The organism is Paenibacillus sp. FSL R5-0887 (genome assembly GCF_038002305.1).
In the GTDB taxonomy this organism is placed as follows: domain Bacteria; phylum Bacillota; class Bacilli; order Paenibacillales; family Paenibacillaceae; genus Paenibacillus_AQ; species Paenibacillus_AQ odorifer.
Genome location: NZ_JBBOCE010000001.1, coordinates 2,832,632 through 2,858,275 on the forward strand (window position 1 = coordinate 2,832,632; position 25,644 = coordinate 2,858,275).

General features: G+C 43.4%; 15 protein-coding genes. 1 reads left to right on the plus strand and 14 read right to left on the minus strand.

Translation table 11 applies throughout. The features are described from left to right. Positions 1-291 precede the first annotated feature (291 nt). From pflA to MKY14_RS12880, 11 genes are all read right to left on the minus strand, one after another. On the minus strand, positions 292-1,029 hold the full coding sequence (gene pflA / locus MKY14_RS12830; protein WP_036682920.1) for a pyruvate formate-lyase-activating protein: 738 nt from the start codon (positions 1,027-1,029) through the stop codon (positions 292-294). Between the two features lie 217 nt (positions 1,030-1,246). Then, positions 1,247-3,508 (minus strand): formate C-acetyltransferase, encoded by a 2,262-nt coding sequence (pflB, locus tag MKY14_RS12835; protein ID WP_076129627.1) that lies wholly within the window; start codon positions 3,506-3,508, stop codon positions 1,247-1,249. A gap of 254 nt (positions 3,509-3,762) precedes the next feature. Further along, the gene (gene adhE, locus MKY14_RS12840; protein ID WP_036682925.1) at positions 3,763-6,384 is read right to left on the minus strand and encodes a bifunctional acetaldehyde-CoA/alcohol dehydrogenase; all 2,622 of its coding nucleotides are present in this window, start codon (positions 6,382-6,384) and stop codon (positions 3,763-3,765) included. A 408-nt stretch (positions 6,385-6,792) separates the two neighbouring features. Continuing rightward, on the minus strand, positions 6,793-8,259 hold the full coding sequence (locus MKY14_RS12845) for an ABC transporter substrate-binding protein (protein WP_076129626.1): 1,467 nt from the start codon (positions 8,257-8,259) through the stop codon (positions 6,793-6,795). A 132-nt stretch (positions 8,260-8,391) separates the two neighbouring features. After that, a complete protein-coding gene (locus MKY14_RS12850) occupies positions 8,392-9,264 on the minus strand; it encodes a carbohydrate ABC transporter permease (RefSeq protein ID WP_076278411.1) in 873 nt (290 codons plus the stop codon). A 1-nt stretch (position 9,265) separates the two neighbouring features. Next, on the minus strand, positions 9,266-10,093 hold the full coding sequence (locus MKY14_RS12855) for a carbohydrate ABC transporter permease (RefSeq protein WP_370510708.1): 828 nt from the start codon (positions 10,091-10,093) through the stop codon (positions 9,266-9,268). A gap of 210 nt (positions 10,094-10,303) precedes the next feature. Beyond that, complete coding sequence (locus MKY14_RS12860; protein ID WP_076278412.1) at positions 10,304-11,632, minus strand: response regulator; 1,329 nt, start codon at positions 11,630-11,632, stop codon at positions 10,304-10,306. A 19-nt stretch (positions 11,633-11,651) separates the two neighbouring features. Next, the gene (locus MKY14_RS12865) at positions 11,652-13,445 is read right to left on the minus strand and encodes a cache domain-containing sensor histidine kinase (protein ID WP_340976578.1); all 1,794 of its coding nucleotides are present in this window, start codon (positions 13,443-13,445) and stop codon (positions 11,652-11,654) included. A 1,891-nt stretch (positions 13,446-15,336) separates the two neighbouring features. Beyond that, positions 15,337-15,975, minus strand: a complete 639-nt coding sequence (gene pgmB / locus MKY14_RS12870) for a beta-phosphoglucomutase (protein ID WP_076280499.1) — start codon at positions 15,973-15,975, stop codon at positions 15,337-15,339. Positions 15,976-16,007: 32 nt separating this feature from the next. Then, positions 16,008-18,290, minus strand: a complete 2,283-nt coding sequence (locus tag MKY14_RS12875; RefSeq protein ID WP_076280500.1) for a glycosyl hydrolase family 65 protein — start codon at positions 18,288-18,290, stop codon at positions 16,008-16,010. Further along, positions 18,287-20,593, minus strand: a complete 2,307-nt coding sequence (locus MKY14_RS12880) for a glycoside hydrolase family 65 protein (protein ID WP_312150454.1) — start codon at positions 20,591-20,593, stop codon at positions 18,287-18,289. The genes MKY14_RS12875 and MKY14_RS12880 overlap by 4 nt, the downstream gene beginning before the upstream one ends. Positions 20,594-21,015: 422 nt before the next feature. On the opposite strand from MKY14_RS12880, the gene MKY14_RS12885 reads away from it, so the two are divergent. Continuing rightward, entirely contained in the window at positions 21,016-21,741 is a 726-nt protein-coding gene (locus tag MKY14_RS12885) for a Crp/Fnr family transcriptional regulator (protein ID WP_036682945.1), read from the plus strand. Positions 21,742-21,920: 179 nt separating this feature from the next. Here MKY14_RS12885 and MKY14_RS12890 read toward each other — a convergent pair whose 3' ends face one another. From MKY14_RS12890 to nirB, 3 genes are read right to left on the minus strand one after another with little or no spacing between them, the layout of a single operon-like run. Continuing rightward, entirely contained in the window at positions 21,921-22,712 is a 792-nt protein-coding gene (locus MKY14_RS12890; protein ID WP_076280502.1) for a formate/nitrite transporter family protein, read from the minus strand. A 52-nt stretch (positions 22,713-22,764) separates the two neighbouring features. Then, the gene (gene nirD, locus MKY14_RS12895) at positions 22,765-23,085 is read right to left on the minus strand and encodes a nitrite reductase small subunit NirD (protein WP_340976580.1); all 321 of its coding nucleotides are present in this window, start codon (positions 23,083-23,085) and stop codon (positions 22,765-22,767) included. A 32-nt stretch (positions 23,086-23,117) separates the two neighbouring features. After that, on the minus strand, positions 23,118-25,541 hold the full coding sequence (nirB, locus tag MKY14_RS12900; protein WP_340976581.1) for a nitrite reductase large subunit NirB: 2,424 nt from the start codon (positions 25,539-25,541) through the stop codon (positions 23,118-23,120). Positions 25,542-25,644: the final 103 nt, after the last annotated feature.

The window sequence follows — 25,644 nt, forward strand, 5'->3', positions numbered from 1 at the left end:
AACATTAAAATGTTAAATCGCTTTATTCATTTGTTTTTCTCATCACAAAAGTTTGTTTCTCTTTAAAAACATTTAATTAAAATATAAAATTAGTCATATTACCTGACATATTCATTTATTATCTACCCCATAAACCACGTGTAACTATAGCATGTCTTTATTAGGAATAATATAAAATTCCCCCTCAGAGGAGCTTTAACCCCTCCCTTTTTACTTCCTCATAACAAAAAACCGCACCTTCAGTGATGATCAACCACTGAGGGTACGGTCTCTCTTAAAAATAGATTTCTATTATACCAATGCCGTTTGCTTACGACCTTCTTCGACCAAGCGGTATGCCCGTTGCACTTCTTCTTCTGTTGGAGAAGGTACTCCATCCAGTTCATAAGCTTTGCCGAGCATTTCCCATTTATAGATACCCATCTGATGATAAGGTAAGATTTCGAATTTCTCGACGCCATTTAAGGTTCCAATATAACGACCTAAGTTAATGAGATCCTCTTCACGATCATGAATACCAGGAACATATACATGTCGGATCCACATCTTACGATTATGGTCTGAGAGCCAGCGTGCAAGCTTCAAAGTTCGATCATTGGATTTACCGGTTAATTTGATATGCGCTTCTTCATCAATATGCTTCAGATCAAGCATAACCAAATCTGTTACATCCAATAAGTCATTAATCTTGTCACCTTCGTTGTAACCATTACTGTCTAATGTGGTGTGCAAATTCCAACGCTTCTTCACTTCCGTAAATAACTGCTTTACAAATTGCGCCTGCAAGGTTGGTTCTCCACCGGATACAGTTAACCCGCCACCGGATGAACGATAGTAGTTTATATATGGCTCGATTTCCGAAAGCACTTCTTCTAGAGTCATTTCTTTACCTTCATCTAAAGCCCAGGTATCAGGGTTATGGCAATACTGACATTTCAGCAAGCAGCCTTGCATAAATAAGACAAATCGAATACCAGGTCCATCAACGGTTCCAAAGGTTTCCAAAGAATGTATGCGACCTTTAATCATAGGATGTCATCCTTTCGCCACGCCAGACTAACAGTCCCTTTTTCAACGATGAAGATCCCTGTCCTTGAGACTGTCATATCCCTATATCGCGGCAATAAAATTTAAAATTTTAACAATTCTCAAACAAGATATTACCGCCCTTGAGACAAGGGCGGTATCTTCCTTGCAATTATTTCAATAGTAGTACTAATTCAAAGATCTTCATGACAGGAACAAATTACATCGAACCGTGGAATGTACGGTTGATTACATCCATTTGTTGTTCACGAGTCAGCTTGATGAAGTTAACTGCATAACCGGATACACGGATAGTCAATTGTGGATAGTTCTCTGGGTGCTCCATAGCGTCCATCAGCTGTTCACGGTTAAATACGTTAACATTCAAATGCTGAGCGTTGTTATGGAAGTATCCATCCATCATGTGTACCAGGTTAGACTTACGGGAATCCTCGTCTTTACCAAGTGCCTTAGGTACGATGGAGAACGTATTAGAGATACCATCTTGTGCATCGGAGTAAGGCAGTTTAGCTACAGAGTTCAGGGAAGCCAAGGCGCCTTTCTTGTCACGTCCGTGCATTGGGTTAGCACCTGGTGCGAAAGGTTCACCTTTCTTACGTCCGTCAGGTGTAGTACCTGTCTTCTTACCGTACACTACATTCGAAGTAATGGTCAGTACCGATTGAGTCGGCACAGAATCACGATATGTTTTGTTTTTACGGATCATAGTCATGAAGGTTTCAACCAATTCTACTGCGATGCTGTCAACAGCATCGTCATTGTTACCGTAGCAAGGGAATTCGCCTTCGGTTTCGAAATCGATCGCAATACCTTGTTCGTTACGAATAGGTTTTACTTTGGCGTATTTAATTGCGCTTAGTGAGTCAGCTGCAACGGACAGCCCAGCAATACCACAAGCCATCGTACGCAGAATGTCACGGTCATGCAGCGCCATTTCGATACGTTCGTAAGAATATTTGTCATGCATATAGTGAATGATGTTCAAAGTGTTAACATAAGTCTTAGCCAACCACTCCATCATCGGTTTGAAACGTTTCATTACTTCGTCATAATCCAGATATTCAGAAGTGATCGCTGGGAATTCCGGTCCAACTTGTGCTCCGGATTTTTCATCTACACCACCATTGATAGCATACAGTAATGCTTTTGCCAGGTTGGCACGAGCACCGAAGAACTGCATTTGTTTACCGATACGCATTGGAGATACGCAGCAAGCAATCGCATAATCTTCACCCCAGTATGGACGCATTACATCGTCATTTTCATACTGAATTGCACTAGTTTCGATGGAAACCTTAGCACAATATTTTTTGAAGGCTTCAGGCAATTTTTCGGACCACAGTACAGTTAAGTTTGGTTCCGGAGCTGGACCCAAGTTGTACAGGGTGTTCAAGAAACGGAAGCTGTTCTTAGTAACACGAGTTGTTCCGTCTTCAGCCATACCACCGATGGATTCAGTTACCCATGTTGGGTCGCCGGAGAACAGATCATTATAGTCAGGTGTACGCAAGAATTTCACGATACGCAGTTTCATTACGAAATGATCGACGATTTCTTGTACTTGTTCTTCAGTCAAAGTACCTTCAGCAATATCGCGTTCTGCATAGATGTCCAGGAAAGAGGACACACGGCCCAGGGACATCGCCGCACCATTTTGCTCTTTAACTGCTGCCAGATATCCGAAGTATACCCATTGAGTAGCTTCTTTGAAGTTGGTCGCCGGTCTGGAAATATCCATACCATGAGCAGCTGCCATTTCTTTTAATTCGCCAAGTGCACGAATTTGCTCGGACAGCTCTTCACGCAAACGAATGATATCTTCAGTCATGGAATCTACTTCAAGCTCAGTTTGTTGTTGTTTTTTGTCTTTAATGAGGAAATCAATACCGTACAGAGCAATGCGGCGGTAGTCGCCGATGATGCGTCCGCGGCCGTAAGCATCAGGAAGACCTGTAATTACGCCGGATTTACGCACAGCTCTCATGTCTGGTGTATATGCATCAAATACGCCTTGGTTATGCGTTTTGCGAATGTTCGTAAACATGTCAACGATGTTTTGTGGAAGCTCGAAGCCATAAGCCTTCGTAGCATCAACCATCATCTTGATCCCGCCGAATGGCTGGATGGAACGTTTAAAAGGAGCATCAGTCTGTACGCCTACAATTTGTTCCTTGTCCTTGTCAATGTAGCCTGGAGCATGTGAAGTGATTGTGGAGACAGTATCTAGGGAAACATCCCATACGCCGCCTCTTTCTCTTTCTTCCTTGCTCAATTGGGAAATAATCTTCCACAGTTCAGTTGTGTTACTAGTAGGTCCTACGAGGAATTCTTCGCTTCCTTCATAAGGCTTAATGTTGCTTGCGATAAAGTTGTTAACGTCAACTTTTCTGGACCATTTACCTTTTGCAAAACTTCTCCAACCGGATTTCACTTCTTGTACATCTTTTTCAATCACCGACATGCTAAATCCCTCCATCTATATTTATATTATATTTGTAGAGATCGCGGGCTTGAAGGTTGATCCCGTGTCTCGTGATCCCAAGAAAAATATGGTTGTTCGAAAATTCACAATCATTGTTCCATATATGGGACCGTTGTTTATATAAACATTTTAGTTTATTTTCTATAAATAGACTGTGACAAATATCACCTTTCCGGTGATATTTGTCACTTATATCTAATCCACAACCATCCTATTATCTACTTAACCAAATATTAATTATCAAATCTTCCGTAGAAAGCATTACGATATACATCTGCGAGTTCAGATACCAGCGGCAGCTTAGGATTGGCAGTTGTACATTGATCTTCAAATGCACGGTCAGCCAAGTAATCTACATGGGATTCAAAATCCTTAGGATCAAAGCCCAATTGTTGGAAGGATTCTTCGATACCCAGTTTTTTGTTCATGTCGCGAATAGCATTGATCAGGCTAGTTACACCTTCTTCAGTTGTGCGAGCTGGCAATCCCAGAATACGGGCGATTTCTGCATAACGCTCGTCAGCTACGAAGTGTGAATATTTAGGGAACGAAGCGAACTTCGTAGGTTTCTTAGCATTGTAACGAATAACGTGTGGCATAAGGATCGCATTAGTACGACCGTGAGCAGTGTGATATTGACCGCCCCATTTATGCGCCAAGCTGTGGTTAATACCCAGGAAAGCATTAGCAAAGGCCATACCAGCAAGTGTTGATGCGTTATGCATTTTTTCACGGGCAACTCTGTCGCCTTCAAGAGCCGATTTTTCAAGGTATTGGAATACCAATTGGATTGCTTTAATTGCCAGACCATCCGTGTAGTCACTCGCCATAACAGATACATAAGCTTCGATGGCATGTGTCAATACGTCCATACCTGTATCAGCTACAGCAGTTTTTGGCAAGCTATATACGAACTCTGGATCAATGATAGCTACGTCTGGAGTTAGCTCGTAGTCAGCCAAAGGATATTTAGTGTGTTGTTCAGTTGTTTTATCGGTAATAACTGCGAAAGATGTTACTTCCGAACCTGTACCCGAAGTAGTTGGAATCGCTACAAACTTAGCTTTGTTTCCAAGTTTAGGGAATTTGTAAACCCGTTTACGGATATCCATGAATTTTTGTTTCAGACCATTAAAGTCTGCGTCTGGATGTTCATAGAATAACCACATTCCTTTTGCAGCATCCATTGGGGAACCACCACCAAGTGCGATGATGCAGTCCGGTTGGAATCTGTTCATCATTGCTGTACCTTTTTCAACTGTAGTTGTCGATGGATCTGGTTCAACTTCCGAGAACACTTCGATCGCTACAGGAGTTTGGCGTTGACGCAGGTAATGTTCAACTCTCTCAACATATCCAAGCTTAACCATCATTGGGTCAGTGATAATTGCGACACGTGTGATATCAGGCATTTTGGTCAGGTACTGAGTAGCGCCTTTTTCGAAATAGATCTTGTCAGGTACTTTAAACCATTGCATATTCACGGTACGACGATTCACCCTTTTCACGTTGATCAAATTGATTGCTGTAACGTTTTGCGACACGGAGTTACGACCATAAGATCCGCAGCCCAGCGTCAACGAAGGGATGTTAGTGTTATAGATATCGCCGATCGCACCATGAGTGGAAGGCGAGTTAACGAGAATACGTCCTGTTTGCAGACGGTTAGAGAACTTCATGATTACTTCTTCGTTGTTGGAGTGAATAGCCGAACTATGGCCCATACCACCAAATTCAACAACTTGTGCTGCGCGTTCAATACCTTGATCTGCGTTTTTAACTTTGTAGCAAGCAAGCACAGGACTCAATTTTTCAGCGGACAATGGATATTTAGTGCCTACACCTTCAAGTTCTGCTACCAGAATCTTAGTGCCGGCAGGAACTTGAATGCCGCACATTTCAGCAATTTTCACTGCGGATTGTCCAACGATTGCTGGATTAACCGCACATTTATCAACGTTCATAGCGCCGCTAGTAAGTTTGGCAGCTTCTTCTTTGTTAACAAAGTAGCAGCCATTAGCGATCATTTTCTTTTTCACTTGATCGAAGATTGGTTCTTCGATAATAACAGCTTGCTCGGAAGCACAGATCATACCATTATCAAATGTTTTGGAAAGAATGATGTCCGTTACGGCTTGATCGATATCCGCGCTCTTTTCGATGAATGCAGGTACGTTACCAGGACCTACGCCAAGAGCTGGTTTACCACAGCTATAAGCTGCTTTTACCATTGCAGAACCGCCTGTTGCGAGAATAAGTGCAACGTCAGGGTTGTTCATCAAAGCATTTGTTTTGTCCATCGTTGGCATTTCAATCCATTGGATACAGTTCTCAGGTGCGCCAGCTTTTACAGCCGCATCATGAAGAATTCTAGCAGCTGCTGCACTACACTCTTGCGCAGATGGGTGGAAACCGAATATAATAGGGTTCCGTGTCTTAATCGAAATCAACGCTTTAAACATCGTGGTGGATGTAGGGTTGGTTACCGGTGTGATACCCATTACAATTCCGACGGGCTCAGCAATTTTTTGGAAGCTTTCATAAGCATTGTCTTCAATAACGCCTACTGTTTTATCGTATTTAATTCCGTGCCAGATATATTCTGTCGAGAAGATGTTTTTAGTAATTTTGTCTTCGTAAACCCCGCGGCCAGTTTCTTCTACAGCCAATTTAGCGAGGTACATATGTTTGTCGAGTCCAGCCAACGCCATTGCATGAACGATTGTGTCAACTTGCTCTTGATCCAGCGCCATGAATGCCTCATGTGCTTTTTTCGCTTTATCCACCAAAGTCTGAATATACTCTTCAGCGGTAGTTTGTTTAACTTGGGCGGCGACTTCGTTCTTAACTGCCATCTCCCTCGTCCTCCTGTCAATTTTTAGGTTGTTTTTCTCTACACATTTATCTTATCACATCATTTCCACCTTGTATAGTGAAATCTTTCACAAAGTATAAAGTTTTTTTGATTTGTTTTCAAAGCGCTTTCATTCGATCATTTTATAGGTTTTTTACCATTATTTATGCTGTAATATCCCTTAAATCTAAAGTTTATGTTTAAAAAGACAAGAACCAATACCCATTTTCTACCTTTCCGCTCGCAAAAATATTTTAAAAATGCAAATCTATTTTTGTTGACACTCTATTTTTCCCATGACCCTCTAAAAAATAGTCGGAAACCATCCGTCGTGTTGATTTATAAAAATATCAATAATATAAACATAAAAAAACCGACTCCTAAAGGAGCCGGTTCTGTCCTTCCTTGCCTATTCTACTTTAATTGTATCGAAGAATTTCTCTTGCACTGTTTTTGCAGCAGCTTCAAGCTGTGTCTTGGAATCTGTTCCCTTTTTGGAGAACAGCTCTTGAATTACATTGGACATGGTTGCGTAGTAGTCCTGTGTATTGTATTGCGCTTCCGGTTTACCGTCCAGCAAGCCTAAAATATCAGGGCTGTATTGATATACATTTGTATATTTATCATACACAGCTTTTGTTTTCTTGCCGAAGTCAGAATCTGCAGAATAGTAATCTAAGAGCGGCGGAATAAAGTATTTGCCATCCGTTGTACGTTGTTGCAGAACCGCATCCAGTGCTTCTAGACCTTTATCGGAGAAGTAATCAAATGTAATATAACGGAATGCCATTTCTTGCTCGTCTGGTGTTGCATTTGGATTGATTACAAGGTAGTCACCACCAAGTACCCCAGTGTGTTTTCCGCCTTTTTCCATCGCAGGCATTGGATACGTAAGTACATCTTCTGGTTTCAGACCGCCTTGATTCAACGCTTGCTCAATAACACCGTCAGATCCAGCCATTACCATTGCTGTACGACTTTGTTGGAATGCGCCTACAGCATCACCCCAGCCCAGTGCCCAATCCTGAGGAATCGCGTTTGCTTCCCATCTAAGTTTCTTGTAGAAATCCAGCGCTTTAATCCCAGCCTCAGAATTAAAAGTAGCTACAACCTTACCGCCTTCAATCTTCTGAATTTCACCGCCAGCTTCGAACAGGAAGTTGGTCCAGTTCCAGCCTGCTTCATTCCCTTTACCCATTGGAGCAATACCGGAAATCCCTTTTTTGGTATCAGCTACGCCTTTCGCGGTATTCAGCATATCATCCCAAGTCCAATCCATAGATGGAACAGCAACGCCTTTTTCATCCAGCATTTTTTTGTTGATCATTGTGGTTGTTACATAACCCTTTTGAGTTACGCCGAATACTTTTCCGTCAATGATAAATTGGTTTTGGAGAACCGGGTTAATTTGATCCTTAAATTCGTATTTATTCCACAGATCCGTAATGTCAGCTACCCAGCCTTTTTCAACTAGGAATTTTGCTTCTGTAGCGTAAGTGTTAAAGAAGGTTGGAGCTTCATTCGCTGCCATTTTGATGCCGATTTCACTTACATTGTACTGCCAATCGTCTTTGACGATTTCAACATTCGGATACTCCTCTTGGAAACGTTTGATCTTGTCATCTTCCTGTGCTCTAACTTCGGTTAGGTCAGGGGTTGGATAGTGAATTTTGATGGTCACTTTTCTTTGTGTGATATCATCAGTTGGCGCTGCTGTAGCACTGCCAGCATTATCTGTTGCAGCATTCGTTGGCGCAGTAGTCGCTTCCCCTTCCTTGTTTCCTGTCGTGTTTCCGTTATTGTTGTTACCGCCGCATGCGGTTAACAATGATCCGGCCACAAGGAGGCTTAGTAGCACGCTAGAGTACTTACGCATTGAAACTCCCCTTTTCAATTCATAGTTATCTTACATATCGATCATAAAAGAGAAATCGTTTACAAACGAGGTGCATTTATATTCCTTTCATGTGCATGTTTACGATCCGTGACTAAATTCGTCGATCCGCGCTTATCCCTTAACTGCTGATAATGCGACGCCACGCATAATGAACTTTTGGAAGATCAGGAAGACAAGGATCGGCGGCAACGATACGATAAATAGGATAGCGAATTTAATATTCGTATTAAGTGCCTTTACATTAATAACGTATTTATAGATTGCTGTCGCGAGCGTATATTTCTCTTCACTGTGCATAACCAGAGATGGCCAGAACCAGTCATTCCATGCAGTAGAAAAGATAAAGATCGCCAGCGTAGCAAATATCGGAACCGACAATGGCACTGCAATGGAGAAAAAGCTTCTCGGCTCAGAGGAGCCGTCAATCCGCGCGGCTTCAAAAATTTCAGGATGTATCCCATCAAAAAAGTTCTTTAAGAGTAGAAAATAGAATGTATTCGCACCAGCCGGCAGCCAAAAGGCAGCGTACTGATTCAGTAATCCAAGCTCTTTTAGATTGACAAAGTTGGGAATCATGTAGCTGGTCGCCGGAATAAACAATGTCATCAGGAAAAAGAAATAAATTGCCTTTCTGTAAGGAACATTCATACGAGAAATGCTGAAAGCAGACATTCCCAATACGACTAGTGTCACGACCATATTCCCCACAAAAATATAAATAGTGTTCTTAAGGAACATCAGCAGATCAATGTAGCTCATCGCTTCTTTAAGGTTGCTGAAGTGCCATTCCTGCGGGAAAAAATGCGGTGGGAATGAGTTCACCTCTTGATTCGATTTCAGTCCGTTAAATAACGTCATACAAATCGGATACAGCATGCTAAACACCATAATCAAAATAACCACGCACATCAAGCCATAAAAGATCTTATTGCTTGTTTTTTTCAAATCATGTTCTGAGAGAATCCCTCTATCTGCGCTCTTCATCTTAGTTGTCCTCCTTGTTAAGCTTGAACTGTAAAATGCCCAAACCACCTAGGACTATGAACATTAGCATGCCAAGCGCAGTCGCTGTTCCATAATCGAGTCGCGTAAAAGCATATTTTACGATCAGCAGCGCATAGGTAAGCGTAGTATTATTCGGCCCACCATCAAGCAGCGCCATTTGTGACTGATACCCTTGTGAAGTCCCGATAATCTGTAATATAAACATCAAAATGATCAAATTACGTAGCGAAGGCAATGTGATGTACTTTATACGTGCCCACACACCCGCCCCATCAATCTCAGCTGCTTCATACCAATCCCGCGGAATGCTGAGTACAGCAGCCAAGTATATTAACATCCCTGATCCAAACTGCTGCCACGTCTCCATAAAAACAAGGGAAATCATCGACCACCTTGTATCTGTCAGGAAGGCAACCTGGTCCACACCAAGCGAGCTTAATACTGCATTGATTGGGCCCACAGGATCATAAAGCCATCTCCAGAGTCCATATAGCACCACACCAGGCATTACAAAAGGTAGGTAAGCCGCTACCCGCACAAAGCCCCCAAACCTTCTCAGCTCCGAGATCATAATAGCAAAAGCAATCGGAACCCAGAACCCGATAATAAGACATAGAAGCATGTAATACCCTGTATTTTTTAACGCGGTCAAAACATCCGGATCACTAAGGGCTCTAGCATAGTTCTCAAAGCCAACAAAGCTATTCCCTTTTACAAAATCAACATGGTAGAAGCTGTACAACAAGCCTTTAAAAATTGGCACCCACAAGAACATTACAAAAATAATCACAGCAGGTACGAGGAACATATATCCCCAAAAGTTTTTCTTCCAGCGGTTTTGCTTGTAAGGTGTACCCTTCAGCGCCGGCGGATTTTCGGATACAACTGCGGTTTGATTCATCAGGCTCCCTCATTCCATTTTTCTTTCAGCATTTTTCGCAAAATGCTTCCTACCTTAAATTGTAGAAAATGAGGGTTGTACTGAACATGTCTAAATCTACCGAAGTAGTATGTGTTTTTACTTCTTCAATTCACTGGGGCTAATCCCATAATATTTTTTGAAAATTTTACTAAAATGCTCCGGTGATTCATAACCTACACGCTCGGCGATTTCGTATCTGCGAAGATCTGTGTTCAAAATCATCTCCCGGCTTTCTTCCATCCGCAGCTTAATTACATATTCCCACAGGTTGTAACCTGTATTTTTCTTAAACAGATAGCTCAAATAATTGGGGCTGACATGGTTTTTCTTAGCCACTTCATGGATGGTTAATCCTTTTTGCGCATAGTTCTCGTCAATATACTCTCTCGCTTTCTCTACAATCAGATTGCTGCGTGTATGAAGCTCTTCTACTGAAGGATCGGTTGTGTAGCTGTTCCAATTAAAATCCCCGTAGTAAAACACATAATGGTCATTGTGTTCATTATTCCAGAGAATGGCTTTGGAGGCTTGACGGTTCAATACAGCCATAAAAGAAAGACCCTTGAGAATCTGGCTGATGCCGATAACTGCATTTAAGTGCAGATATTTTTGAATATTAAAATGAAGACTACGGCCAAGGATATCTAGCCTATTAATTTGGCTGGCAGACGAATCTTCATAGCTTTTTTCATCCCACTGAATAATGATCGTAATCTCTTCATCCTCTGCGTAAAAGGCTGTCGAGTTCCACTCCTGATCCATCAGCTCTTTGGCGATATTCAGCGCGGCATAACAAAGAAGCCGTCTGTCCCGCAGGGTGTAGTGCTTCTCCTGATTCGTTCCAGCCAGAGGTACCTTAATTTTTAAGACGGAAAAATACGGCCCTTGCAGCTTCAGGTTATCCAGCTTTTGCAAGCGTTCTGCATCACACAGTACACCTTCAGGCTCAATGAGCAGCTCATTCAATAACTTGCTGTATTCCGGAAGCGGCTCTTCCAGCCGAAAGCTTTCGTTAATTCCTGACATGAAAATATCCAATTCTGGTGATGGTTTCCCCATCTTAAGCAGCACATTTCGCACCGAATCCAGAAATTGCTCACTATTCAAAGGTTTGATCAAATAATCCTTCGCTCCAAGCCTAACGGCCATTTGCGCATATTGAAACGTCTCGTGTGCAGAAATCACGATGGTCTGTACCCAGGGTTTGGCCAATTTTGCATGCTGCATTAGATCAATCCCGCTCATTGCACCCATCTGAATATCAGTAACGAGCAGGTCTATTTCCTCCATCCGAATGCAGTCCAGCGCTTCAAAACCACTGTTTGCTGTATAAATATGGTCTATGTTTAACCCCGAAGAAGCTAATAAATTGCTCAGCCCTTTACAAATCAAGGGTTCGTCATCCACAACTAATATATTGAACATATCTGTATGCTCCCCTTCCTTAGTCCATATTCTCTGATTTCGGAAGCTTAACCGTCACCAATGTACCGCCCTCTTTACGAGGGGTATAGCTGATGCCATAATCAGAGCCGAAGTGTAAATGAATACGCTGGTTAATGTTGCGAATCCCGTAACCGCTGGCCGGATTTGGACTGTCGTCATTCAGCACAGCTTCGATGGCCTGATAATCAACAGTCTTATAGCCATTATCTTCAATAGTGATCTCGACGGTATCGTCCACACAAACTGCGCTAATGATGATTTCCCCATCCTCGCCCATATTTTTGACACCATGAATAATAGCATTCTCAATTAACGGCTGCAGGGTAATTTTAGGAATTAGATTTCTTTTCGTATCTGGATGAATCTCCATTACTACACGAAATATATAATCATACCGGTGCTGCTGCAGCTTGATGTAGGCCGTTGCATGCTCCAGCTCTTCTTCAAGGCTAATCAGCTCCCTTCCCCGACTGAGGCTAATCTTCATAAGCTTGGATAATTCCTTGATCATCTCGGCGGATTCAACGTTACCTTCCAGCGAGCTTTTCCAGTAAATACTCTCCAAAGTGTTGTAGAGCAAATGCGGATTGATCTGCTGATAGAGCAGTTGAAGCTGTGATTCCTTCTGTTTTAGCTCCATCTGGTATTTATAAGTAATTAGTCCATTTAGCCTGCGGGCCATGTCATAGGTAGAGCCAATCAGCACACTGACCTCATCGTTACTCCCTCTTTTTGGCGTCTCAGGGACACGATTGCCTGGCTCAAACTTCCGGACGAAAAAAGCTAACTTTTGCAAAGGCGTCATTAATGAACGCCAGAAATAAGTAATCATGATTAATCCAAAAACAGCATAGGCCACAGTTATGTATTGAATCACACTTTTCATTTCGTTTTGTTGCTGCAGCAGCGCTTTTACGGCGATTTTGTAGACTAGCTTCTGTCCTAAGGCATGGTTATTATTGACCACATAAATAAAATCCGAGGTAATAACATCCACGGTTCCCTCCAAATCCTCAGCAACGACCGTCTCCGGCAGCGTAATGATCTCACCAGTATTATTCGTAGTAGAAGCGAGTACACGATTATCCAGATCTGTTAAGTAAATATCACCATCAGGCAACGATATGGATTTAAGGGATTCTCCGATTTTTGCGTCCATTTTGGTAATGACTAAAACCCCAATGGTCTCAGCTTTTCTGGAGATGTTATTGACAGCTCTCATATAGGTAAGAGTCTTCAAGTTTTCCGCTTGTGCACTTAGCTTCCCTGTAAATTTTAGAGATCCGCGACCCTTTTTCTGGACAACCTCCTCGAACCAATAGGGCTCTTCCGCTTTGGAAAAGAAATATACCCCCGCCTTCTTAACCTGTGGGAAATTGGGTGCAAAAAAATAATAATCCTCGGGATCGTATATATAAAGGGAATAATAGATGCCGTCCCCACGCTCCGCTCCCTGCGAGTAACTGACCAACAGCTTCTCTATCGTCTCATAACGTTTAACCCGCTCCAGAATGGTATCCGAACCCGTCATATTAATCTGTTGAATCAGAGGATTTTGAATTACAGTGGTAGTAATTTTATTTACGGTATCAATATCTCGGTTAATGATGGTGAAGTTTTGCTTGTTCAGCTCTACATAAGCATTCGTCACATGGCGCTTCAGAATTTGCTCAGCCTTCATATTCCCGTAAATGTTCAAAAACAGAATCGGCGAGATCATAATCAGAAACAGCAGGATAAGCTGTTGTTTGACGTTTAGCTTCAAAATCGGCCTAATCAGCCTAGACAACATCGAGATACACCTCCGGGTTCAATAACTATATCAAAGTGATAAACGCTTACATATGTTTATTTTAAAGTTTTTTATGTTCATTTGTATGTAGTTTTTTCTGTTGGGCGGATAAAAAGAGCACGATGATATGTTCGCCACTACGTAGAGCGTTTGGGCTTACGATCGCTGTTATCCTCAGATTTCCTGATTTTATACCGCTGAGCGGTAGAAATCCGAGGATAAAGGCGACCACTGGCGTTTCTCCAGCTCCAAACCTCCACTTCGCAACTCTATCAACGGAACTCTTAAAAACCGCAAACAGAAAAAGTGGGAGGCGACGTAAAGGACACTGCGTGAGGCTAGGAGAAATGAACTCTATATGGAAGAAGTGCCATGTATGTTCTTGAACACTTGAATACTCAAGTACTTCAATACATGAATGTACTTTGTCTGTTGGGCGTCTGGATTGCTTGATGTGCGATGGTGGCGTTGTAGGGCGTTGGGTTGCTTGATGTGCGACTTACTACTTATTCGGCATTTCACATTCCCACACACCCTCTTCACGATGAGCTATCGGACTCAGATGCAGCTATTGGGCTGATTTTTGGCTTTTACGGGGAGGTTCGGACTCCAGAGGCGTTATTCGTTCCAAACATGCGCGATACGAGGGCTTTTCGAGCCATTAGCGACTATGGAGTCCGATATCTTCTCAAATGAGCGTAATTTTGGCTAATAGCGACTATGCGGTCCGATACACTGTCCGAGCTTTTGACTAACTTTTTAATTACTTAATGTACGGCTAATAGCGACTATGGGGGTCCGATCTCCGTCTGAGCTTTAGACTAACTATCTGAATTACTTAATGTGCAGCTCAGCTACTTATTCGACGTTTTGCATTCCAACACACACTATTTTCATGATAAGCTATCGGACTCAGATGCAGCTATTTGAACAAATTCCTGCTTTTACGGTGAGGTTCGGACTCCAGAGGCGTTATTCGTTCCAAACATGCGCGATACGAGGGCTTTTCGAGCCAATAGCGGCTATGGAGTCCGATATCTTCTCAAATGAGCGTAATTTTGGCTAATAGCGACTATGAGGTCCGATACACTGTCCGAGCTTTTGACTAACTTTCTGAATTACTTAATGTACGGCTAATAGCGACTATGGGGGTCCGATCACCGTCTGAGCTTTAGACTAACTATCTGAATTACTTAATGTGCAGCTCAGCTACTTATTCGACGTTTTGCATTCCCACACATACTCTTCACGATGAGCGATCGGACTCAGATGCAGCTATTTGAACAAATCCCTGCTTTTACAGGGAGGTTCGGACTCCAGAGGCGTTATTCGTTCCAAACATGTTCGATATGAGGGCTTTTCGAGCCAATAGCGACTATGCGGTCCGATAGGATCGCAAATGAGCCGGATTATTACTTATAGCGACTATGCGGTCCGATACACTGTCCGAGCTTTTGACTAACGTTCTCAATTACTTAATATGCAGCTAATAGCAACTATGGGATCCGATCACCGCCTGAGCTTAAGACTAACTATCTGAATTACTTAATGTGCAGCTCAGCTACTTATTCGGCACTTTGCATTCCCATACACTCTCAGCACGATGAGCGATCGGACTCAGATGCAGCTATTTGAACAAATTCCTGCTTTTACGGGGAGTTTCGGACTCCAGAGGCGTTATTCGTTCCAAACATGCGCGAAACGAGGACTTTTCGAGCCAATAGCGACTATGGGGTCCGATAGGCTCGCAAATGAGCCGTATTATGGCTAATAGCGACTATGAGGTCCGATAGACAGTCTGAGCTAGCTAAATACAGAGACTTTGCACAAAAAAAGACCGCCCCCAAAGTCATCCGCTACTTTGGAGTCGGTCCCATGTTCATTTAGAGCCTTAGTCTGTCAGCAGCTCATACAATCCTTTTACGACCAGATCTGCTTCCTTCAGCACCTCAGGTTTGCCGATACCTACAACCTTCATCCCAGCAGCTTTACCTGCTTGAACGCCTGCCTCAGCATCTTCAAACACAACACATTCATCCGGCTGCAAGCCTATCTCCTGAGCCGCGATCAGGAACACCTCTGGGTCCGGTTTGGCTAGTGACACTTTGTTGCCGTCAACAACTGCATCAAATAAGTCTGTAATGTTCAGCTTATTCAAAATAAACTCAGCGTTCTTACTGGCTGATCCTAATGCAATGCCAATCCCACGTGATCTCAATCCTGTTAGGTATTCTTTCACTCCAGGCAGCAGCTCCGATTCCTCGAGTCGAGAAATGTATTCTACGTACAGGCGGTTTTTCTTCTCCGCCATTGCCTGCTTCTCTGCTTCCTCAAATTCCAGGCCACCCACTTCCAGCAGGATATCAAGTGATCTCATCCGGCTCACACCTTTAAGCCGTTCGTTATCCTCCTCCGTGAATTTAAAGCCAAGCTCATCTGCAAGACTCGCCCACGCCAAATAATGATATTTGGCTGTATCTACGATCACGCCATCCAGATCAAAGATGGCGCCTTTCATATTTTCCAACATTGATTTGCTTCCTCTCCGTTGTGTATTAATATTTATAATCCCGTTTCGTCAAAGGCCAATCGAAGGATCTCACCTGCAGAGCAGGACTTGCCTTCTCCGCCTTGCACCGAGAATACCAAGTCTCCACTGTAATCAGCAGCTGTGATCACAGTGACTTCATCCTTACTGATCCGCAGTTGGATGGTGTCGCCGCGCAGGGTAACCGGAAGCTGAACGGACTGCCAATGTTGCGGCAGAGATGGATTGATGTGCACAACCCCTCCATCGTAGTCCAACCCAGCGAAGCCAAGAACCGCAGCCATCCAAGCACCACCATTCGCAGCCGGATGAGTCCCTCCGATGTAGAGATCCCCTACATATTGCTTAGATTCGCCGGTGAGATCGACGGTAGCCGTACGCATAAAATACGGATAGCCCCAATCCGGTGAACCAATATCAGCAGCTACCAAAGCGTAGATACAAGGGCTTAAGCTTGATCCGTGTTCCGTACGCGGTTCGTAAAATTCCCAGTTCGCTTGTTTCACTTCCTTGCTAAAGGAGTGCTTGAACAAATTCAGCATCAACACAACATCTGCTTGTTTAAGTATGGTTGTGGTGGTAGCTAAGCCATTGCCGCCGCCAAAATACTCATTTTTATTAAGCACACGTGATTTCAGTTCTGTTAGTTCTACATCCTCCAAGGTGAGGTACCGGTCGAATTGTTCAATAACAAGACTTGCAGGATCAGGCTGTGGAACATAAAAGCTATCCAGCATCGTTTTGAACTCCTCTAGGAATGGCCCTGAGCTAAACTGAGCGGACAATTGACTGTAATCCTCAGGATACTTCTCTTGCAGCAAAGCTGCCGTACGCAAGGCAATCTCAAGCGTCTCTTTAACCAGTGCATTCGTAAAAGCATTATTGTTCACACGCTCATGATATTCATCCGGACCTGTAACATCCAGAATCTCAAACCGCTGTTTAACCGAATTATAGTAAGCGTAAGAGTAGAAAAAGCGAGCGCATTCCCAAATGACCTCTGCTCCTCCACTAGTAAGCAGACTTTCATCGCCTGTGAATTGAACATATTTCCAGATCCCATGTACAACGTCACCACTGATATGAACCTGCTTATCGCGGAAATAGGTGCGCATCGGCCGGCCTGTAAATACATCATTCACATTAAACAAAGTACAGGCATCGTCTCCCGTATCCTGACTTTCCCAAGCATAAAATGCGCCCAAAAATCCATATTCCGCTGCCTTACGGCGAGCACCATCCAATGTATGAATCCGGTACATCATCAAGTTCCGCGCTACCTTAGGATCACTGTGCAGGAAAAACGGCAACATAAACATTTCCGTATCCCAAAATACAGCTCCCTTATATACCTGACCCGATAATCCCCGGGCTGGAATAGACACCTTCTCCGAAACTGTAGGCGCAATGATTAACAGCTGATAGATACTATATCTCAAGGCAAATTGGGCAGCTTCATCACCTTCGATGATTACATCACTGTGTGACCATCTCTCATCCCATATCAGACGGTGAGACTTAAATAACGCCTCATAACCCAGCGCCTCAGCAGCATGGACAGATTTAACAGCTTCCGTCTCCGGCTGATCAGCATCAAGTCCAGTATAGACTGCTACATACTTAAACCATTCATACGTCTCACCCGCACGGGCATCAAAAGAAATCCGGCGAACAGCAGCACCATCTTCCAGTAGCTCCTCACCAAAACTGAATACCGCCCTCTCCGCCACAACCACCGGAATCTTCAATTCTCCGCTAACCGATGAAGAGATCAGCACCTCGTCCTTCAATTGCACCGTTTGTCCGTAGAGATGAGGTCCATTGATATCCCACACATCTACGTCAATTCCCGTCTCAATGGCTACTCGACAGTCTTGTGTGCTGCGAATAGAGTATTTACTAACGAGCAAGTGAAGATTATCCTGGCTTACGAAACGATCTGCGGTAAACGTCAACGTCCCTCCGTCAGATACAGCAAATTCAGTGCTCCGATGATGAATGGCATTTCGGATATTTAACTCCTGAGTATGAGCGACCGGTTCACGGTCAAGCACACTTAAGAGCTGATCATTACAGAAAATTTTGGTCAACAATCCATTAGGGGCATTAACGGGTTCTCTCCATTTGTCTCCTGCTCTGTCATATAGACCTGCGAGGGTGACAGCTGCTAGCTCGGTTTTACTGAATTCCTCCAGTGTGCCGCGATATCCCATGTAGCCGTTGCCTAACATATATTTGTTACCGTTCGTCGTCACAAGCTGTTTATCAAAACAACTATCCTTTACGATCCAGTTCATCCTGCCAGCATCCCTTCACCTAGTGGAAGCGTCTTTCCGGAAGCATCCACTGTAATCGACTGTCCGTACACTATAATTTCGGTACTTCCACCATTAACCGCAGTGATTGTTACGGAATTTTTGTCGACCACAATTCTCAGAAGCACTCCTTCATACAACACTTGGAAGCTATATTCATCCCAGCGTTCTGGCAGGGTTGGCTGAAAGGACAGACGCGCTCCATCCGATCGCATTCCGCCAAAGCCGTAAACAATATTCATCCAAGCAGCAGCAATTGAGGTAGTATGCAGCCCTTCACGGGTATTGCGGTTATAGTTGTCTAAATCCAGTCGAGTAGCAAATTCAAAAAACGAATATGCTTCCTCGGGTTTGCCGATTTCACTTGCCAAAATGGAGTGGATCGAAGGTGACAGCGAAGACTCATGAATACATCTAGGCTCGTAGTATTCGTAGTTCGCCAGCTTCGCTTCTTTAGAGAATTGTCCGCTGTACAAGAACATAAACATAAGTACATCCGGCTGCTTAATCATGTCATAGCGATACAAACGATCATATGACCAGTTCGAATATAATGGGAATTCTGTTACCGGAATCGAATGAATATCAATATGTGGCATATCGAAGAACCCATCATGCTCTTCATAAACTCCTGTCACTTCGTCAACCGGAATCCGCATATGCTGCGCCTTATTTTCCCAATCGGTGAGTTCCTCGTCATGAAGTTCTGTTTTCTCTACCACAGCTGCAAAAGCAGCAGGAGCTTGTTCTTTCATCTCCCGAAGAGTCTCTAGGGTGTATTCAAAAGATTGTTGAGCCATCAGATTAATGTAACAGTTGTTATTGACCATCAATTGGAACTCATCAGGACCCATTACGCCAAAATAACCATATTCCCCGCTGCGTTGCCCCCATTGACCACGTGTAGCATAGAATCTGCTGATCTGAATCAGCATCTCAGCCCCTTTACTATGCAGGAAGCTTTTATCACCGGTATTTTTGACATAATGCCAAATGCCATAAGAAACAGCAGTCCCTACATGAAGCTGAAGATTAGAGTGCTGCCAGAGATCACAGCTTTCTGTTCCATCTATAGTAGCAATAGGATAGCAAGCTCCCTCACAATCCACCTCTTTAGCGCGCTGCATAGCCTGTGGCAATGTTTTATATCTGAATTCCAATAAGCTCCGGGCAGCCTTTGGATTATTGAACATATAGAACGGTAAGCAATAGGATTCTGTATCCCAAAAAGCCAACCCACGATATACTTCCCCCGTCAGCCCTTTGGCACCAATATTAAAACCGGGATGATCGCCATGATAGGTCTGATAAAGCTGGAAGATACAGAAACGAATACCCTGTTGATTCTCAGGATCGCCCTCAATTCGGATATCACTTGTCTCCCAGATGCCCTTCCAATAAGCTGTCTGATCAGCGATTATTTGAGTATCCGTCAATTGGCTTGCGGTTTCAGCAAGAGACAGACCTTTGCTCCACAGCTCTTCAGCTGTATGGGCAGAATCACTATCCGAATAGTTCATAACCAGTTTGGTAAAATAGGAGACTTCTCCTTTCGTAAGGTTGAGGGTGAAATTTTGTCCAATAAACTTATCACTCTCGACAGCAGTAAGCTGCAACGGCTGCGAGGATTGTAAGGTAAAGCTTGAGAACAGCTTGTTCCCAGTATTCACGGTACTCGCCATAATAGCAGAGGACGCTCCACTTACTCCGCTGCGGAGACTGTTCCACATACATTCGCCGCGTTCTTCATGAATAATGCCGAAATCAAGACCTGCACAAATGTCCACGCTCCCCGAGAAATTAAGGGGTTCAAATTCCACCCGCTGCAACCCCAAATGAGACATAGTCATGCTGACCAGACGTGTAAAGACTACTTTTAGCGACTTGCCATCGTTTAGATGCCAGACTAGCTCTCTCCGATACGTACCCTTACGAAGATCCAACCTACGCACATAATCCGTTACGTTACTTTTTGCTAAATCAAGCTGTTCACCATCTACAGATAGACGTGTATACAGCCAGTCCACCGCATTCACCATATATCTCAGCGAGCGAATAATCCCTTTGTAGTGATTGCCAATATCCAATTGTTCATTTAATCCATTAAAATAACTTCCTTGCAGGGTGTCACCTGAATACCCTTCCTCTGCATATCCCCTTACACCCATATATTCATTACCCAATGAAAAAATAGATTCCGAAGTCCGATTTCTTTCTGGATCAAAGCCCTCTTCAATAATTGCCCACGGATCAACCTTAAGATATTTGTCTGCTACTTTTGCCATATATGATTTCTCCTTCTCCTGATTTTTGCTCCAATTTCAGGATATCGCTGCATAGCAGTACAGCCAATGTCCGACCGTAATGAAGATGTGTGCATTTATACGGAGTTGAGATAAAACTAATTTCTTGAACATGAATTTCAACTGTGTTATATGTTACAATCTAACGGGGACGCAAAAAAACAGCGATTAACCCAGTATTTGAGAATAATGGATAGCCGCTGTTCATATATCATAAACGTGAGATCACTTACTCTTTTTTAGTTAAAAAGAATATTACATCGAACACTTTAGAAGTGAAATTTATCACAATGTTGAAAATTCGACACTTTTAAACGATTTTTTATAACCAATTCGAGGGATTTTCAAGGTATAATTAATTTAAAATTTACTGAAAAACTGAGGGAATAAAGGGGATGTCGATTATGCTAAAAGAACATTACAATGTTATCGAAGCCCACGGAAATACAAACTGTTTCTCCGAACAGAATTTCAACAGACTTCTAGTTACAATGAAAGAGCGCATAGTTCCAGAGGGTTCACATCTATTCTGGGAAGGCGACTACTCGGATAAATTGTTTTATATCAAACGTGGACGTGTGAAATTAACTAAATCTACTGATGAAGGTAAAGAACTCATTCTTTATATGTATCAAGCTGGTGATATGGTAGGTCAAGCAGATCCATTCTTCAGCACTAAGCATAGCTTTACAGCCGAAGTGATTGAAGAAAGTGAAGTTGGCGTCATCGAACAAAAAGATCTAGAAATTCTCATCTGCCAACATTGTGACTTTGCTATCGACTTTATGAAATGGATGGGTATTCATCACCGTCTCACCCAAACTAAATTCCGTGATCTAATGATGTACGGCAAACCAGGTGCACTCTGCTCCACGCTCATTCGTCTTGGCAACACCTACGGTGAGAAGAGCAGCGATGGTGAGAATATCCTTATCAACAAAAAAATTACGCATACAGATTTGTCCAACATGATCGGTGCCACTCGTGAAAGTGTTAACCGGATGCTGAGCGACCTGCGTAAAAAAGATGCTGTTGAGTATGAGAACGGTATGATTGTCATCAAGGACCTTGGCATGCTGCAAGAAATTTGCCACTGCGAATTGTGTCCGAACGAAATCTGCCGGATCTAATTCCGTTATAATATACCCTCTATTCACCTCAATGAAACATACATGACCCAATTATTCTGCATAATATAAAATAGAGTGGTCCAAGGCGCCTAATGCAGGTGTCTTTTTTTTATATTCAACAAAAAAAGAGCTAAACCCAAGATCGGTTCAGCTCTAATATAGTTAATTAATAATGGATCTTAACGGTTGTTGCGAGCACCACGCACTGGTGAGATCACCCAATAGGCCATACCGACGAATACGCCTCCACCAATGATATTCCCCAAAGTTACAGGGATCATATTATGCAGCCATCCAGCTATCGTAATGGTTTCCGGATGATTTGGAAGCAACACAGCAACACTAAGCAGAGTCATATTAGCCACACTATGCTCATATCCGCTTGCGATAAAGGCAAACAGACACCACCAGATTAAGATTAGCTTAGCAGATTCACTTTTAGCGCGTGAGGACATCCATAGCGCTAAACAGACCAGCCAGTTACATAGGATTCCACGAAAAAACAGCTCGGAGAACGGGAGACTCATTTTTTTAGCAGCGGCTGTAAAAATCAAATGCTCCGGCGGCGCAGCACTGAACAACCCAGTCCCACGAATTAAAAGTGCTAAAATCACTGCACCTACCACATTCCCGATGAATACAAGAATCCAGTTCTTAACGGTATCCCAGATACTGGTTCTGCCTGCCAGTGTACTTACAGTAAAAAACATATTATTCCCGGTAAACAGCTCTGAGCCTGCAAATACTACAAGCGTCAGGGCGATGCCGAAGGATGTGCCCATAATAAGCGGTTGGAAAGGAGATTTGGCAGCCGCTAGCGGTGCTCCTAGGGAGAAAATAAGGATAATCCCAATACCTACATAAGCACCTGCCAATAGGGCTGCTAGAAAATATCTTGGTATGCTTTCATTCATTTTGTCCCGCTTACTGACTGCCGTCTCTACGATGCTCTCCACACTTTGCGTAAACATAATACTCCACCCCACCGTTTTCTATTAAATCTATTACTACACTCTTCGGTGTCTACACGCTCACTGTAACTTTCTCTCCGTCCAGTGTGACTGGATAAGTCACCACACTACCTTGGTCTGGTACCTGCACCTCACCCGTGCGCAGATCGATTTTCCAATCGTACAGTGGATCGTACAGATAGTGACCTGACACGATCCCTTCAGCAAGCGGGCCCCCCTTAGGATGAGGACTGCGATTCTCTACTGCATAGATGGCTCCGTCAGAGGCACGGAACACAGCCAGTTCAACATTTCCAGCAATCACTACGCGGCCAATTTGCAGCAGGAAATCCTGTACTGATCCTATTGCATACGTTTGTGTGGTCTTATTCATTGGTCTCTCCCCTTCTGTGTGCGTTATATCCGCTAGACTCTTGTTTCTTCAAAAAGCGCAGTACGAGTGCTGCTGTCATTGAGCATTTTTTTCCAAGGATCCGTAACCTGAGTCAGAGCAAAGTCAATCCGTGCGGCCAGCTCTTTGCGGTTATCTTCATTATTCAAAATGACCATTTGAATCTGCTCAAGTCCCATACGCTCAACCCACTCGGAGGTTCTCTCCAAATAATTGCCGGTCTCACGGTAATATTGCATCACAGCGGAGCACACTTCGATCAACTCTTCATCGGTCTTTATTTTGCAGAAGGAGTCAGCGATCCGTGGCTTGATCCCACCGTTACCACCGATAAACACTTCCCAACCGCCATCATTACCGACGATGCCAATATCCTTCGTACAGGATTCCGCACAGTTACGCGGGCAGCCGTTGACAGCTATTTTAAACTTGGCAGGAAAATCAAGACGTTCATACTTACGTTCTATGAGCGCGCCCATTCCCAGCGAATCCTGTGTGCCGAAACGGCAGAACTGTGAACCCACACAAGTCTTAACGGTACGTAGCGACTTGGCATAACCATAACCTGATGGCATATCGAGCTCTTCCCATACTTTCGGCAGATCCTCTTTTTTCACCCCGATTAGATCCAGGCGTTGCCCACCCGTCACCTTCACAACTTTCACATCATATTTAAGGGAGACATCAGCGATTTTCTTCAAATCCTCCGGTGTCGTTACCCCGCCGTACATGCGTGGAATAACGGTATAGGTTCCGTCTTTCTGAATATTGGCTCCCATACGTTCATTAACAAAGCGTGATTCCTTCTCGTCTTGATGTGTATCCGGATTTATCATCCCCAGATAATAGTTAATCGCCGGACGGCATTTAGAGCAGCCTTCCTCTTGTTTCCAACCCAGTACATGCATAACCTCTTTAGTAGTACTAAGACCTTTAGCTGTAATCTCAGCAACAATCTCATCCCGGCTAAGCGTTGTGCAGCTACAAATTCCTTGCTTGGCAGACTGCTCAAAACTATCACCCAGGACAAATTGTAAAATTTGTTCTACAACCGGTTTACAACCTCCGCAAGAGCGCGTCGCTCCTGTACATGCTTTTATTTCGTCCACAGTAGTAAAACCATTTTCTATGACCGCATCCACAATCGCTTTTTTCGTAACCCCGTTACAGCCACAAACGATTTCTTCGTCCGCCATCGCTTCTACGGATGTGCTCTTTTTGGCTCCATTTCCGCAGCAGCCCGTACCCATAACCTCTGTATAAATTTCATCGGTCATTACAGCGCCTTGTTTTACTAACTTTTGCAGGTTAGCCGACTCTGTCACATCCCCGAACAGGACTGCACCAACAATGACATTGTCTTTGAGCAGAATTTTCTTATAGGTTCGCTTCCATTCATCTTTGCTTGAGATTACAGTATGTTCAGGAGAATCCATAAACTCACCTGCAGAAAATACATCCACACCGGAAATTTTTAATTTGGTGGAGACAACAGAACCTTCATATGGATTTGTATCACTTCCGCAGAGATGTTTAGCTAGAACCATCCCCTGCTCAAAGAGCGGCGCTACTAATCCGTAACAAACTCCGCGATGTTCGGCACATTCGCCAATGGAATATACATTTTGCATAGAGGTCTGCAAATAATCGTCCACTACAATCCCACGATTAACGGCAATTCCGCTTTCTTTTGCCACAGTTATATTCGGTTTGATGCCTACAGCCATAACTACAAAATCAGCCGCAAGTGAAGTGCCATCACTAAATTGTAATCCACTTACTCTCTGTTCCCCGGTCAATTCTACTGTTTGTTTGCCCATGGCAAATTTCACGCCTTGACGCTCTAGCTCAGCTTGCAACATAGAAGAGGCATTACGATCCAGCTGGCGCTCCATTAGATCTTCCATCAGATGTACTACAGTAACGTCCATGCCAAGGTTCACAAGACCCTTTGCCGCTTCCAATCCAAGTAAACCCCCGCCGATTACCGCCGCTTTGTTGTATTGTTTAGCCGCAGCCAGCATCGCATCACAATCTGCAATATCCCGGAAACCCACTACGCCTTCCTTATCACAACCAGGTACAGGTAAAATAAATGAATTCGAACCCGTTGCAATAATCACTTTATCGTAAGAAACAGCCATACCGTTATCCGCAATTACTTGCTTGGAATGCTCGTCAATTCGTGTAACTGTTGTTGCTGTATGCAAGGTAATGTTGTTATCTTCATACCAATTCCAGTCGTTTAGGATGATATCGTTGATGGTTTTGCTGCCTTCGAGAACATAGGACAACATGATCCGATTATAATTGGGATGAGGTTCGCTTCCAAAGACCGTAATGTCATAAGCTCCACCTAGCTTCAATATTTGCTCTAGCGTACCTATGCCTGCCATACCGTTGCCGACTAATACTAATTTTTCTCTCTTCGCTGCCATGGTTAGGTGCCTCCTCAGTCTTATCCGTTCTTGTTGAACTTTGCTTCAACTTCTCTTCTACATAATGGAATTATACATTTCAAAATTTAAGAGAGATTGTGAT